Here is a 15108-nt window from a genome sequence, read left to right as displayed (position 1 = left end):
TTGCCGTCTAAAATTTAAGCTATGCTACACGTTAACGACATTCGTGAACACAAAGAAGCCTATATTCAAGCACTTACAAAACGGAATTTTGAGGCTTCCGCCATTTTTGATCAGGTACTTGAACTTGACGAAAAACGCCGTAGCACACAGGCTTCGCTAGACAATACGCTGGCTGAAAGCAATAAACTTTCTAAAGAAATCGGGATGCTGTTTAAAAACGGCGAACCCAAAAAAGCAAACATCCTTAAGGAGCGCACCGGTAAACTGAAAGAAGACTCCAAAAATCTTCAGGAAACCCTAACCGAAACCATCGCCGCCCTTGACCAATTGCTGTACACCATCCCAAACATCCCGCAAGAGAGTGTACCTGCAGGGAAAAGCGATGCCGACAACGAAGAGGTCTTTAAAAAAGGTGACATTCCCGTTTTGGCTGAAGGCAGCCTGCCGCACTGGGAACTGGCCAAGAAATACGACATCATCGATTTTGAGCTGGGTAACAAGATTACCGGCGCCGGTTTTCCGGTTTATAAAAACAAAGGCGCGCGTTTACAGCGGGCTTTGATCAACTATTTTCTGGATAAAAACACCGCTGCGGGTTACACCGAGTATCAGGTGCCGCATTTGGTAAATGAAGCTTCCGGCTTTGGTACCGGTCAGCTGCCTGATAAAGAAGGCCAGATGTACCACGTAGGTCTTGATGATTTATACCTCATCCCAACTGCCGAAGTACCGGTGACCAATATGTTCCGCGATGAGTTGCTGGAAGATAAAGACCTGCCAATCACATGTACGGGCTACACCCCGTGTTTCCGTCGCGAGGCCGGTTCATACGGGGCTCACGTACGAGGACTTAACCGTCTGCATCAGTTTGACAAAGTCGAAATCGTACGCATCGAACGCGCAGAAGACAGCGACGCCGCCCTTGACGGAATGGTTGAACACGTAAAAGGTATTCTTGACGAACTTAAATTGCCTTATCGTATATTGAGATTATGTGGAGGCGACCTGGGCTTCACCTCTACCCTTACCTACGATTTTGAAGTGTTCTCAACCGCACAGGACCGCTGGCTCGAAATCAGCAGCGTGTCTAACTTTAAAACCTTTCAGGCTAACCGCTTAAAACTGCGTTACAAAGACAAAGACGGCAACAAGCAACTGGCACACACTCTCAACGGAAGCGCTCTGGCCCTGCCCCGCGTTCTCGCCGGAATTCTGGAGAATTACCAGACCGAAGACGGCATCAAAATCCCTGAGGTTTTGGTTCCGTATTGTGGTTTTGATAAAATAGACTAGCCGCGTACGTTTTACACAGGTATTACGTTTAGTACAGAAGTGTTCTGGCACATCTTTAGTATCTTTAATCGGGTGCTTTTAATTTGTACCTCCAATTTGCCATTGACATCAATCCCGGTTTTTCGGGGTAAAATAAAAAAACGTGTTGCGTAAAGTTGTTCTCTTAGCGGTAATTCTGATTTCAGGCGTTAGTGCTTTCGCACAAAACGAGCTGCTTGCCCGTAATTATATGGAGCAGGGCGACTATGACAAAGCCGTTACCGTGTTTGAAAGTCTGGTTAAAGAAACGCCGGGTAACTTCACCTTTGTAACCGGTCTGGTTGAAGCTTATCAGCAAACGGAAGCCTATTCCAAAGCAGATAGTCTGCTGCTTAACACACTGGAAAATACCCGAAACAAACCCGTTCTTGAGGTTGAACTGGGTTACAACAAACAGCTGCAGGGAAAGGAGACCGAAGCGCAGGCTCTTTACAATAAGGCCATCGCGGGCATAGCTGAAAACCCGGGTTATGCCAGTGGCGTAGCCCGCACTTTTCAAAAATACAGTTTGCTGGAAGAAGCGATAAAGTCTTATGAAACCGCGCAGGAGATTAATCCCGCAAACCGTTTTGATTATCAATTAGCTTCATTATACGGTGAGCTTGGAGATTATGAAACCATGTTTCAAATGAACCTGAATATGCTGGAGCAGGGTGATAATCAAACCCTAAATGCTCAGCGCAATATCAGCCGATTTATAACCGACGACAATACAAACCTCGCCAATCAAACCCTGCGCAAAGTTATATTAACGCGTATGCAGGACAACCCAGACCTGCTCTACAATCGTATGCTCAGCTGGCTGTTTATTCAACAAAAAGAATACGACAAGGCTTTTATACAGGAGAAAGCAATCGCAAAGCGCAGCGGTAATTTTTCGGGGATCACTACCCTCGCCATTGTCGCCGAACAGAATGAAGAAGATACTTTGGCTATTGGCATTTTGGAGTATTTGATTAACGAAACCATCGACGAGGAACAGCGCCTTTTTGCCCGTCAAAAATACCTGGAACTTAAACTCAAATCTGCAAATCCTGAAGAACTAAAGGATATCGACGCGCAGTATGCCTCCCTGCTTGAAACCTATGGTAAATCGGCTTTAACCTTAGAGGTTCAGGCAGATTACGCCCACTTTTTAGCCTTCCGCTTTGCGAAAAAAGAACAGGCAACAAACCTGCTGGAAGAAGCGCTCAACCTTCCACTTAATAACTTTCAGGAAGCCCGTATCAAAATGGAACTGGCCGATATTCTCGTACTTGAAGAGCGTTTTAATGCCGCGCTGATTTACTATTCGCAAATTCAGAAAAAGCTGAAAGACAACGTCATTGCTCAGGAAGCTCGTTTTAAAGTGGCCAAAACCAGTTACTATAAAGGCGATTTTGAATGGGCCAAAACCCAGTTGAAGGTTCTTAAATCTTCCGCAGAACAACTTATTGCAAACGATGCTCAGGATTTGTACCTGCTTATCACAGACAATACCGTTAACGATTCGACCCAAATCGCTTTAAAAACCTACGCGCAGGCCGATTTACGCAGCTACCAGAATCGCGATGAAGATGCTATTGCCATCTACGACCGGGTTTTAAAGGATTTCGCGGGCGAAAAAATTGAAGACGAAGCCCTACTGGCTCAAGCCCTGCTTTTTGAGGACAAAAAAGAATATCAAAAAGCAGCAGACAATTACCTGAAAATATTGGAAAGCCATGGTAGCGATATTCTCGCAGATGATGCCCATTACCGGCTTGCAAACCTCTATGCCGCTCAACTCAACCAGCCCGAAAAGGCAAAAGAGCAGTACGAGCAAATCCTATTTAACTTTGCAGACAGCATTTTTTATGTAGACGCCCAGCAAAAATACCGCAGATTGCGGGGAGATTCCATCAACTAATCACTAACAAAATTGCCTATGATAATTTATAACGTCACCGTAAATGTAGACGACAGCGTACACAGCGACTGGTTGTACTGGATACGCAATGAGCACATCCCCGAGATGCTCGCAACCGGAAAATTTATTAAAGCCTTGATGACCAAAGTACTCGTAGAGGAAGAAATGGGCGGGCAAAGCTATTCCATACAATACACGGCCAAAAGTAAAGATGCCCTGGCGCGTTTTTATAAGGAAGATGCAAATCGTCTGGACGGCGAGGCCGGAAAGTACGGCGATAAGGTGTTGTTTTTCAAAACCGAATTGGAAATCGTTACCGAACAAACCGAATTTAATCCGCATTAAACCGAAGCCGGAAGCTTTAGTTTTTCTCAAATCGCTATTTTACGGGTAATGAAGAAAAAGTTTAAAAAGACCGAAAATCAACACCGGGCTGATGATCCCGTAAAAGCTAAAAAACATCTGGGGCAGCACTTTTTAAAGGACGAAAACATCGCCCGTAAAATTGCTGAAACGCTTTCTTACAGTGGCTATTCCGATATTTTGGAAATTGGCCCGGGTACGGGAGTGCTCACCAAATATTTACTGCGGAAAGACATCAACATCACCGCGATGGACCTCGACAGCGAGTCTATCGTGTACCTCAACCACAGCTTTCCGCTGGAGTATGCTGAGCAAATGGAAGGCTGCAAGCTCGAGGTGGTGGAAGCCGATTTTCTCAAAGTAGACCTCAGCACCTTTTTTGGCGACAAACCTTTTGCAATCACGGGAAACTTCCCGTATAATATTTCGACTCAAATCGTTTTTAAAATGCTCGAGTGGCGCGATCAGGTGCCCGAGTTTACCGGGATGTTTCAGAAGGAAGTTGCCCAGCGCATCTGTGAGCCCGAAGGCAGTAAGGCCTACGGAATTCTTTCGGTTTTAGCCCAGGCGTTTTACGATGCCGAATACCTGTTTACCGTACCTCCTTCGGTCTTTAATCCACCGCCAAAAGTAGACAGCGGCGTTTTACGGCTTACGCGAAAAGAAAACTATAAAGATCTGGCCTGCAGCCCTGAAGCGCTTTACAAGGTGGTCAAAATGGCCTTTCAGCAGCGACGTAAAACCCTGCGCAACAGCCTGAAACAACTTGAACTCAGTGAAGCCTTTCGCGAAAGCGAAATTTTCAACCTTAGACCTGAACAACTCAGCGTTAACCGCTTTATAGAGCTTACCCGAGCGATTCAGAATGATCTTCAAGTGAAGTAAAAGACTTGCAAATACTGAAACCTAACTTGTTTGCCCCTTACTTAGAGCTATGAGATCCCGCCCCTCTGTAAATCTATGCTAAAGCGACAGAGCGCAAGGCCTAGTTTGATTATATTTGCACGACCTTAAACGAGTACAAACCCCGATACAGTAGCGACCATGGCTTTTGAACTTACCGAAGACCTGATAGAGCAAATTGAGAACCTGATCGAGGTAGGCGACAATCAAAGCATACTTAATCTTCTTGAAGATGTGCACCACGCTGATATCGCCGAGATTCTGGACGAGGTCACTACCGAAGAGGCCACCTATCTGGTTAAGCTTTTAGATAGTGAAAAAACCTCGGAAGCCCTTATGGAGCTTGACGAGGACTATCGGGAAGAAATTCTGGACAACCTCTCTCCACAGGAAATTGCAGACGAACTTAACGAACTCGACACCGATGACGCAGTAGATTTCTTGTCAGAACTGGATGAAGAAATTCAGCGGCAGGTAATCGACGCCATTGAAGACGAGGACCACGCCCGGGATATTGTTGAGATGCTTCGGTATGACGACAATTCTGCCGGGGGGCTTATGGCAAAAGAATTGGTGCGCGTTCGCGAAACCTGGACGGTTGCAGGCTGTGTGCGCAAAATGCGGGCGCAGGCCCAAAATGTGACCCGGGTACATTCGGTTTATGTGGTAGATCGCACCGATAGGTTGATAGGCCGGCTTTCACTCAAAGACCTGCTTACTGCTGATGCCAAATCGAAAATTTCTGACATTTATATTCCCAATGTAGACTCGGTTAACGTGCACGACACCGCAGAAGATGTCGCCCGACTGATGCAAAAGTACGATCTGGAAGCCGTGCCGGTAGTCAACGATTCGGGGATACTGCTCGGCCGAATTACCGTTGATGACATTCTCGATTTCATTAGAGATGAGGCTGATGAAGACTACCGTATGGCCGCCGGTCTTTCGCAGGGCGTTGAGGCCGATGATACGGTATGGGAACTTACACGTGCCCGCTTGCCCTGGCTGGTTTTGGGTCTTGTGGGAAGTCTTGGTGCAGTGAATATTATGAAAAGCTTTGAAGGAGCACTTTCAGTACACCCCGAACTGTTTTTCTTCACGCCACTGGTTGCCGCGGTTGCCGGTAATGTAGGGGTACAGTCAAGCGCGATTATCGTGCAGGGTCTTGCGAACGACAATGTGACCGGCAGTATGTGGCTGCGTCTGCTTAAAGAAATAAGCATTGGGCTTATAAACGGCTTGGCGCTCGGTATTTTGGTAGTAAGCTTTGGAGTTATTTTTGGTTTTGGATGGCTGCTGAGTTCAACCGTAGCGGTAGCGATGCTTTCCGTAATTATTGTAGCAGCGCTGGTAGGTACCTTTGTGCCTATTTTACTAGACTGGCGCGGGATTGACCCGGCTATTGCAACCGGACCTTTTATCACCACCAGCAACGATATTTTTGGTATTCTTATCTACTTCAGCCTGGCGAAACTTATTTTAGGGTTTTAAAAACCTTTATTTCCCAATCCCAAGTATCTGTTCTCATAAACTCCTTACACCTCAATTAAATGTAAGCGGAATTGAACTATATTTACATCAATAGTATGATAATTGACGTTAATTATGGGTACCGTACGCAAAACCATTACCGTTACTGAAAAGCAGGACGACTGGATTAAGGAGCAAATCAGCAAAGGTGATTTTACCAATGAAAGTGAGTACATCAGATCGCTCATTCGCCGTGAACAGCGCAATAATTCGCAATTTTTAAATTTAAAGTCGAAGATAGACAAAGGTTTGGAAAGTGGTTTAAGCTCTAAAACCGTTGAAGAAATCTGGAATGCGGGTAAAAAGCGCTTTGAGGAAAATCAGAAGCGTGAAAATGCTTAGCATTCAGATTTCACGTGAAGCTGAAAGTGACCTTGAGGACATTTCCTTTTACACGCATCTGGAATGGGGTGAGCGACAAGCTGAAAAATACCTGAACGATCTCCTTTCCTGCCTTAATTTATTGGCAAAAAATCCATTAATAGGTCAGGACATGTCAGTAATTCAGAATGATTTAAGAATGTTTCCGTTTAAATCGCACTACCTCTTTTTTATTCCCAAAAAGAAATCGATTCTCATCGTACGCATATTGGGTCAGCAAATGGATTTTGAAGCACACCTCTAGACCTTCCCAAATAATTCTCAAAATCCGGTCTTCTATCCGCTTCGCCATTTTTGTTTCCTATTTTTGAAAAATGAATGCGAAAACTTTTACCCTTGATGTTACCATTCCCGCCGAAGCCATTGACGGTTTGGGTCACGTAAACAATGTCATCTATCTGCAATGGGTGCAGGACGTGGCCGAAGCACACTGGCAGCACAATTCAACCCCAAAAATGCTAAAACAATACGCCTGGGTTGCTTTGGAACACACCATAAAATACCACGCGCCTGCTTTTGAGGGCGAACAGATTATAGTTGAAACCTGGGTTGAGAAGTTTGAAGGCGTACGTTCTATTCGGCATACTAAAATTCACAGACCGGCAGATGAGAAAGTGCTGGCCACAGCGGTAACAAACTGGTGCCTGCTCGATATGCAAACCCGAAAACCCCTGCGTGTACCGGCATCCTTTACCGCGTATTACGAAGAAGTGAACCAATAAACTATTCTAATGAAAATACTCCACATCGACAGCAACCACGAACTCATGATTGAACAACTGGCCGCTGCAGGTCATATCAATCACGAGGATTATACTTCTACCAAAGAGGAGATCGAAGCAAAAATCGCCGATTATGAGGGTGTGGTCATTCGCAGCAGGTTTAAGATTGACAGGCAATTTCTGGATGCTGCAACAAACCTCAGGTTCATCGCCCGCGTAGGTGCCGGGCTCGAAAGTATTGACATCCCGTACGCCGAATCAACAGGCGTACACCTCATCGCCGCTCCCGAAGGAAACAGAAATGCCGTAGGCGAGCACGCTCTGGGAATGCTGCTGATGTTATTCAATAAACTGAAACAGGCAGATGCCGAGGTACGTAACGGCCAGTGGAACCGCGAGAAAAACAGAGGTTTGGAACTCGAGGGCAAAACGGTAGGACTTATAGGTTATGGCAATATGGGTAATGCATTCGCGAAAAAATTACAGGGTTTTGATTGTGAGGTACTTTGTTACGACATCAGACCTAATCTGGGTAATGCCAACGCACGCCAGGTATCGCTCGAAGAATTACAGGAAAAATCAGATGTTTTAAGCCTGCACACACCCTGGACACCACTCACCGATAAGATGGTTGATGCCGATTTTATAAAGGGCTTTAAAAAGTCGTTTTGGCTTATCAATACTGCCCGGGGAAAAAGCGTTGTTACCGCTGATCTGGTTGAAGCCCTAAAAAGCGAAAAAATTCTGGGCGCGGGTCTCGATGTTTTGGAGTATGAGAAGCTTTCGTTTGAAAACCTCTTCACAGATACTACACAAATGCCCGAACCTCTTAAATACCTGATCACTGCTGAAAATGTGGTGCTCACCCCACATATCGCAGGGTGGACGGTAGAAAGCAAAATCAAGCTGGCGCAAACTATTGTAGATAAAATTTTAGCGATGCCCTGATACTTCGGTTTCCTGACTTTAGGGAAGGAGATGCCTATTTGCAAGGTTTTTAGTATTTTAGAAGAACCTAAGACCCAGATATGCAACACCTCTACGATCCTGCTTACCAAAATCAAAGTCTCGCCTTGCGCACAACCGCTGCGCTCGATAAACTGGCAGACGTTTTTAAAACACTGCTTTGGGAAAGTCAAAAAGAACATCAGCTTTCGCCGTTACAGCAAAAGCTTTTAATTTTTGTAGCCAGCCATAAACCGGAAGAAAACACAGTAAGCAACCTGGTTCAGGAATTTAACCTTACTAAAGCTACCGTGAGCGACTGCATCAGCACTTTGGTTTCCAAAAAATGGCTCAGCAAACAGCTCAATCACAAAGACAACCGCAGGTTTTACATTGAGCTTACCGCTCAGGGCGAAGAAAAGCTAAAGGGCTTAACCGACTTTTCTGAACCTCTGCAAAAGGCTTTAGCGCAAGATTCTGAAGAGAACCTCAAGGAGCTATACAAATCGCTGTATAATTTGCTGGGTCGCCTCAATCAACCTCAACTCGCCACGCTAAACCGCTCGTGTCTCGATTGCCAGGCATACCGCTCAGACCCGCTGAATTATGCCTTTTGTATGCAATTACGCGTACAATTGCCTCCTGAAAACCGAAGGCTTGATTGCCCGGAGTACATTCCGAAAAAATAATACTCTAAAACCCTTTAATCTTCAAAACTTCAACCCGTATGAATATCAGTGTACGCCCGTTTCAGGAATCAGATTATCCCGAGGTTGCGGTGATTTACCAGCAGGGTATTGATACCGGTATTGCGACATTTGAAGTACAGGCTCCTACTTATGGCGACTGGGATTTGAGGTTTCATAAATCCTGCAGACTGGTCGCGGTTTTAGACAACAAGGTTATTGGTTGGGCTGCACTGAGTCCGGTTTCTAAGCGACAAGTGTATAGCGGAGTGGCAGAAGTTACGCTTTACGTCTCGCCGCTTCATCAGGGCAAACAAGTTGGCTTTCGGTTGCTTTCGGCACTTATTGATGCCAGCGAAGACGCAGGTTTCTGGACGCTGACGGCGCATATTTTTCCGCAGAATAAAGCGAGCCTGGCCTTGCATCAAAAGTTGGGTTTCCGCATTCTGGGGGTACACGAAAAAATCGCCAGGCGCAATGGCAACTGGCAGGACAATACCTTTCTAGAGCGCCGAAGTGCTAAGATCTATTAGCTGCATCTTCTTCCTCCCGTTTAGACTGCTCGAGTTTGAGCTCCAGCTCCGCCTGAAATTCTTCCATCACGGGTTTTACCGTACTTTCCGGAAGGTCTGCAATTTTGATATACATGAGTCCGTCTACCGCATTGTTGAATAACGGATCTACATTGAACGCGACCACTTTCGCATTTTGCTTGATGTATTTTTTGATCAAAACCGGGAGACGCAGGTTTCCGGTTTCCATTTCTTCGATGATTTTATCAAACTTATTCAGGTCTGCTTCGGTCTCATCAAATACAAATTCCTTATCGGCATCCTTCAGTTTAACCTTAAACTCCTTCTTCGGCCTCACGTATTGCGCTACATAAGGATCGTAATAATGCGACTTCATAAACTCGATCATCAGCGATTTGGAAAAATTGGAAAACTGGTTGCTGATGCTTACCCCGCCAATAAGGTATTTATGCTCCGGAAAACGCAGCGTGGTGTGTACAATACCGCGCCACAGTAAAAACAGCGGCATTGGTTTTTGCTGGTATTCTTTAATCACAAAAGCCCTTCCCATCTCGATGCTTTCGCCCATCATTTTATGCAATTCGGGCTCAAAGCGAAACAGACTTTGCAGGTAAAACCCATTAATACCGTGCTCGGGCATAATATGCGAGCCCAGTCCCATACGGTAGGCCCCGGCAATTTTTTTGGTATCCTCATCCCACAAGAAGAGATGATGATAATGATGATCATAAGGATCTAAATCAGTTGGCTCATTAGTTCCCTCACCTACCTCGCGGAAGGTAATTTCGCGTAAGCGCCCTATTTCTTTTAGGATATTTGGAATGTTTTCGGCGGAAGCCAAAAACACCTCATAGTTTTTACTTTGCAACAGACGCCGGTCATTTTCCCGAAGCTTGTCCACTTCCTGCTCAATGAGTTCGCCTTTAATTTCCTTGACTATTTTCTTGGGTTCCTTAGGCACTTTTAAAGACTGCGGAATGGTGCTCAAAATCGACTTTTTCTCGAAAGTCTTGGCGAGCATATAGGTTTTTTTCCGTAGGAAATCGGTGAAGTCCTCGAGGCTTTCATGCTCTTTTTGGGCGTTAACACTGATAGGATTACCTATCCGCACGTGAATGACGCGGTTCTTTTGCGTGAGCAATTCCGAAGGCAGTTTGGCCGTTCGCAAAGTGTCACTTATACGCGAAAGCTGGTAAAATAACCTGCTGTTTTTTGCGTGGAAATAAATAGGTACTACGGGAACTTCAGCCTTTTTAATGAGCTTCATAGCCGCCTCTTCCCAGGGTTTGTCTATGATGAGCTTATCGTCTTTGTAAGTAGAAACTTCACCCGCCGGAAATATCCCAAGCGGATGCCCGTCTCGAATATGCCGTATCGCCTGTTTGAACCCGGCAATGCTAGACTTGGCGTCTTTATGCTCCTCAAACGGGTTAACCGGCATCACATAAGGCTTTAGCGGCTCTATACGATGCAACAGAAAGTTTGCGATGATTTTAAAATCAGGTCGCTGCTCAATCATCAGTTTCAGCAACAAAATCCCGTCTATTCCGCCCAGCGGATGATTGCTTATGGTAATGTAACTCCCGGTTTTAGGCAGACGCTTTAAATCCTCTTCGGGGATTTCAAAATTGATTTGAAACTCACCCAAAATCGCGTTTAAAAACTCCAGATCACTCAGGTGCTTGTTGCGGTCGTAGATCTCGTTTGCTTTCGAAATTTTGAGAACCTTCATCAGGGACCAACCTAAAAAAGTACCCGCAAAGCCATACTTATCAACTTTTATTGCCCGCGCAACTTCTTTTGCTGTAACTAATCCCATGAATATTGAAATAAAGCGATTGAGCTACGAGAAGGCAGGCCAATCTGGGTTTGATATCAAAAAATCGATTTTAATCTGGTCAAAAAATCGATGGTGTATACCGGCAAATATAGCAAAAAACGACTTGAGGTGCTTACAGGCTTACCAGCTGCACCGTATTTTGGGTCACCTGCTTTAACAGGATTTCTTTATTTTCTTCTAACTGATTTACCGCTTTCTGATCAGGATGCCTAAGGGTATAGAGGGAAACCTGCTCATAGACAGTCACCTTATAATCTGCTTTTAGGCGCGATACCAGTTTTTGAAGATTTCGGTATTTATCTTCTACACAAACCGAAAAGCTGATCGCCGAGTTTTGTATGAGGTCAACCTTGAGTTTATACTGACCCAAAAGTTTAAAAATCTCCCCGATATTATCCTCATCCATAAATGAAAAATCAAGCGAAGACAACGAAAGCAATACCTGATCCCGTTTTAAAATATAGCAGGGAACTTTAGGCTGAATGGCTTCACCAAGACAAACCTGCGTCCCCGCATCAGCCGGATTTAAAAAGGATTTCACATAAAGCGGTATCTCTTTACGCTGCAAAGGCTGCAGGGTTTTGGGGTGTATGACCGAAGCCCCGTAAAAGGCAAGTTCTACCGCTTCGGTATACGATACGCTTGTTAGAAGAACAACATTTTCAAAATAACGCGGATCGCCACTCATCACTCCGGGAACGTCTTTCCAGATGGTAACGCTTTCTGCATTGAGACAATACGCGATAATCGCTGCGGTATAATCACTACCTTCTCTTCCCAGAGTGGTGCTGAATCCGTTAGGGTCAGAACCTATAAAACCCTGAGTGATTTGCAATCCTTTTTTGGGAATTGTCCGGTTGATATTGCGCATCGTAAGCTCCCATTCTACTTTCCCCTCTCGATAACGCGTGTTGGTTTTAATAACATTACGCACATCATGCCAGGTGTTGGCAAGACCTGCTTCATTAAAGTAGTTACTAACCAGGGTTGTACTCAGTAACTCGCCGTAAACCACCAACTGGTCGTAGACAAAATCATAGTCTGGCGACTTGTTGCGCTTTAAAAAGCCGTCAATCTCATTGAAAAGAGCGCGTAATGCCTTAAAAACGGGATGCTGCAGATCCCCAAAAAGATCAAGGGCTATCGTGTGATGATATGCCGCTATAGGTTCTAATGCCTCGGTAATGCTTCGATCTTCAAAATACGCCTTAACGAGTGCCTCAAAAGCATTGGTCATTTTACCCATTGCCGAGACCACAATTACCGCATCTGTCGTTTGAGTTTCCTGAATTACTCGTACCACGTTGCGCACTCCTTCGGCATCTTTAACCGAAGCCCCGCCAAATTTATAGACTTTAAATCCCATAGGCTACAGCAGGCCTTTTTGAGCAAGAAAAGCTTTCATCGCCGCAGCATCCATCTGTACCGTGTTCCATTCGGTCATCACGTTGGCGCCTGATGCTTCATAAAAATCAACAGCAGATTTGTTCCAGTCTAGCACCACCCATTCCAGTCTTTTTAGACCCAACTCGTGTGTGTATTTGATCACTTCGGTATATAATGCCATCCCAAGACCCTGGCCGCGGTACTGCTGGCGCACAATAAGATCTTCCAGGTGAATGGTACGCCCTTTCCACGTAGAAAAGCGGTAATAAACCAGGGCGATGCCCAAAATTTCACCATCCCGGTCGGCCACAAAACAGGTAAACTGAGCGTCGTCACCGGTTCCGTAAGCGATCAGGTCATCTACAGTAACCTCAACCGCATCAGGCTCTTTCTCGTAAGCAGCCAGTTCTTTGATAAGGCGTAAAACCTGAGCCATATCATTGGCATCAGCTTTTCGTATTGTTGCGTTCATAAATGCGTATTTTCCTTGCTAAATATACAGTTTTCAGAATGCATAAGTTGGCATCCTAAAAACAAAAAACCCACTACCGGCGGCAGTGGGTTAATTTATATCGCTTTGGTTTTTTACTTTTTATTTAAAAGATAAACATAATCTTCAAAGTCAACGCCACCCTGAAAAATCTGGATAGAACGCTCAATCAACTTCTTAGACTGCTCAGCACTAAAACCAAGTCCTATCGCATATTTCTCAATCAGAAAACGCTCGTGATCATCAATCTCGTGATCGATGAAAATCATTTTAAACAAATCGTGCAAACGCTCTAAACGCTTTTCTGAAGTATTTGGCGGATTGATCGGGTATCTGCGTGCATTTTCTACGATATCAACGTACTCATCCTGGTCTATATCCAGTTTAACTGCAAAGCGCTTTAAAAGTTTGATTTCTTCGGCATTCAATTCACCGTCAACGGTGGCCATATTTGCGATTGCTGCGAAGTGCCCAAGGTTGCGTCTGTGCTCGCCGCTATCAAATAAATCTGTAAAAGACATGGTTGTAATTTTAAGTCGTCAAAGATACTATTTCCTATATCTTAACAAAAAAGAATAACAATAATTTGGGGGATTGCCTGCGCGGCAACAAGGCCGCACAGGCACCGGGCTATCCGCGCTACACGGTAGCCCGCTCCTATCCCTATCCCGTTTCCAGTTCTCATTGGGCAGCAGCAAGTTGGCAGTAGCAGTTTTCAGTAAAGAGTAGGTTTTTTGTTTTCCGTTTACGGTTTGCGATGGAATCGAAGAGGAAAAGAAGAGAAGATGTTTTCTATCCAAATCTTGAATGTTCAACATTGAATCTCAAATTTGGACGACTACCCACTGAGACTACTTACTTCCAAAAGGAAGGTGAGTGATTTTTTGGCTCTGCCAAAAAACTGTACCGAAGCTAATGTTTTCTTAATCACCCAACCACATTCTATCACCCTTTGTAATTTTAATCATAAGCAAAAGGTCTTCTCTGAAATTTTCAATTTGGAAAAGTCCTAAATCTGTTAAATCTCGATTATCGAGGAAAACGCTACAATCATCGCAGAACCACTTTTACAATTCAACGACAAAGGTATTTATTGTGCCGCTGCAGACGTATATCTCGATCCGTGGAGACCGGTAGACAAAGCCATCATTTCACACGGTCATGCAGATCACAGCCGTTGGGGACACAAGGCCTACATCACCCATCATACCAATATCCCCATCATCAGGCACCGGCTGGGAGACATCAACGTTACCGGTAAAGAATGGGGTGAGACGTTTGTAATCAACAACGTCAAATTCAGCCTGCATCCCGCCGGACATATCATTGGCAGTTCGCAGATACGCGTAGGGCACAAAGGCGAAGTCTGGGTATTTACCGGCGATTATAAAACCGAAGATGATGGCATCGCCGTTCCCTACGAACCCGTAAAATGCCACACCTTTATCACCGAATGTACTTTTGGGCTTCCGGCTTTTAAATGGCGTCCGCAAAGCGAAGTATTTACCGATATCAACAACTGGTGGGCAGAAAATAAAGCCGAAGGTAAAACCTCGGTGATTTTTGGATATTCTCTGGGCAAAGCCCAACGCTTGCTGCGCTATCTCGATACCGACATTGGTAAGATTTACACCCATGGCGCCATCGAAAATATGACCGAAGTCATCAGGCCACTCACCCCAATGCCCGAAACCACCCGGGTAACCCGCGAAACCAAAAAAGAAGAACTCAAAGGCAATATTGTTGTTGCGCCGCCCAGCGCCCACGGCAGCACCTGGATTCGCAAAATGGTGCCGTATGTGACCGCTTCGGCAAGCGGCTGGATGACCTTTCGCGGAGCGCGCAGAAGACGCGCCATAGACAAAGGTTTTGTGCTGAGCGATCACTGCGACTGGCAGGGACTTCTAGAAAGCATCAAAGCCACCGGCGCCGAAAAAATAATCAGCACCCACGGCTATACCGATATTTTTACCCGCTTTTTACTGGAGCAAGGCTACGACGCCCGCACCGAAGCCACCCAATACGAGGGCGAACTCGGAGAAGAAAATAAAAAAGAAGAGGCAAATGAAAACGAATAGAAATCAAGGCATTCTCTCCCTAGGAGAAAGA

The 15108-nt window shown here is 45.2% G+C and carries 16 protein-coding genes; 12 read left to right on the top strand and 4 right to left on the bottom strand.

What is annotated here, in order from left to right:
* The first annotated feature begins 21 nt into the window (after positions 1 to 21).
* The 11 genes from serS (at position 22) to CJ305_RS01645 (ending at position 9283) form a co-directional block, all read left to right on the top strand.
* Positions 22 to 1293: a serine--tRNA ligase gene (serS, locus tag CJ305_RS01695; RefSeq protein WP_099644502.1), complete on the top strand. Its 1272-nt coding sequence runs from the start codon at positions 22 to 24 to the stop codon at positions 1291 to 1293.
* Positions 1294 to 1435: 142 nt separating this feature from the next.
* Positions 1436 to 3220, top strand: coding sequence for a tetratricopeptide repeat protein (locus CJ305_RS01690; protein WP_223248774.1), 1785 nt, complete (start codon positions 1436 to 1438; stop codon positions 3218 to 3220).
* Positions 3221 to 3238: 18 nt separating this feature from the next.
* Positions 3239 to 3565: a DUF4286 family protein gene (locus CJ305_RS01685; RefSeq protein ID WP_099644501.1), complete on the top strand. Its 327-nt coding sequence runs from the start codon at positions 3239 to 3241 to the stop codon at positions 3563 to 3565.
* Positions 3566 to 3613: 48 nt separating this feature from the next.
* Positions 3614 to 4468: a 16S rRNA (adenine(1518)-N(6)/adenine(1519)-N(6))-dimethyltransferase RsmA gene (gene rsmA, locus CJ305_RS01680; RefSeq protein ID WP_099644500.1), complete on the top strand. Its 855-nt coding sequence runs from the start codon at positions 3614 to 3616 to the stop codon at positions 4466 to 4468.
* A gap of 159 nt (positions 4469 to 4627) precedes the next feature.
* Positions 4628 to 5977, top strand: a complete 1350-nt coding sequence (mgtE, locus tag CJ305_RS01675; protein ID WP_099644499.1) for a magnesium transporter — start codon at positions 4628 to 4630, stop codon at positions 5975 to 5977.
* 114 nt (positions 5978 to 6091) lie between these two features.
* Entirely contained in the window at positions 6092 to 6358 is a 267-nt protein-coding gene (locus CJ305_RS01670) for a type II toxin-antitoxin system ParD family antitoxin (protein WP_099644498.1), read from the top strand.
* Entirely contained in the window at positions 6351 to 6641 is a 291-nt protein-coding gene (locus CJ305_RS01665) for a type II toxin-antitoxin system RelE/ParE family toxin (RefSeq protein WP_189319358.1), read from the top strand. Before CJ305_RS01670 ends, CJ305_RS01665 begins: the two co-directional genes overlap by 8 nt.
* Positions 6642 to 6711: 70 nt before the next feature.
* Positions 6712 to 7119: an acyl-CoA thioesterase gene (locus CJ305_RS01660; RefSeq protein WP_099644496.1), complete on the top strand. Its 408-nt coding sequence runs from the start codon at positions 6712 to 6714 to the stop codon at positions 7117 to 7119.
* A 9-nt stretch (positions 7120 to 7128) separates the two neighbouring features.
* A complete protein-coding gene (locus CJ305_RS01655; RefSeq protein WP_099644495.1) occupies positions 7129 to 8067 on the top strand; it encodes a 2-hydroxyacid dehydrogenase in 939 nt (312 codons plus the stop codon).
* 80 nt (positions 8068 to 8147) lie between these two features.
* A complete protein-coding gene (locus tag CJ305_RS01650) occupies positions 8148 to 8753 on the top strand; it encodes a MarR family winged helix-turn-helix transcriptional regulator (RefSeq protein ID WP_099644494.1) in 606 nt (201 codons plus the stop codon).
* 38 nt (positions 8754 to 8791) lie between these two features.
* Positions 8792 to 9283 (top strand): GNAT family N-acetyltransferase, encoded by a 492-nt coding sequence (locus tag CJ305_RS01645; protein WP_099644493.1) that lies wholly within the window; start codon positions 8792 to 8794, stop codon positions 9281 to 9283.
* Here CJ305_RS01645 and CJ305_RS01640 read toward each other — a convergent pair.
* The 4 genes from CJ305_RS01640 to CJ305_RS01625 all read right to left on the bottom strand — a co-directional run bounded on the left by CJ305_RS01640 (position 9270) and on the right by CJ305_RS01625 (position 13520).
* Positions 9270 to 11102, bottom strand: a complete 1833-nt coding sequence (locus CJ305_RS01640; protein ID WP_099644492.1) for a GNAT family N-acyltransferase — start codon at positions 11100 to 11102, stop codon at positions 9270 to 9272. The genes CJ305_RS01645 and CJ305_RS01640 overlap by 14 nt on opposite strands.
* 133 nt (positions 11103 to 11235) lie before the next feature.
* Entirely contained in the window at positions 11236 to 12489 is a 1254-nt protein-coding gene (locus tag CJ305_RS01635; RefSeq protein ID WP_099644491.1) for an aspartate kinase, read from the bottom strand.
* A 3-nt stretch (positions 12490 to 12492) separates the two neighbouring features.
* Entirely contained in the window at positions 12493 to 12981 is a 489-nt protein-coding gene (locus tag CJ305_RS01630) for a GNAT family N-acetyltransferase (RefSeq protein ID WP_099644490.1), read from the bottom strand.
* 113 nt (positions 12982 to 13094) lie between these two features.
* Positions 13095 to 13520, bottom strand: coding sequence for a tellurite resistance TerB family protein (locus tag CJ305_RS01625; protein ID WP_099644489.1), 426 nt, complete (start codon positions 13518 to 13520; stop codon positions 13095 to 13097).
* Between the two features lie 531 nt (positions 13521 to 14051).
* Here CJ305_RS01625 and CJ305_RS01620 point away from each other — a divergent pair.
* Positions 14052 to 15077, top strand: coding sequence for a ligase-associated DNA damage response exonuclease (locus tag CJ305_RS01620; protein WP_099644488.1), 1026 nt, complete (start codon positions 14052 to 14054; stop codon positions 15075 to 15077).
* The last annotated feature ends 31 nt before the right edge of the window (positions 15078 to 15108 follow it).

This window comes from Leeuwenhoekiella nanhaiensis (assembly GCF_002744755.1).
Taxonomy (GTDB): Bacteria; Bacteroidota; Bacteroidia; order Flavobacteriales; family Flavobacteriaceae; genus Leeuwenhoekiella; species Leeuwenhoekiella nanhaiensis.
This window is presented reverse-complemented; position numbering and strand designations above follow the sequence as displayed.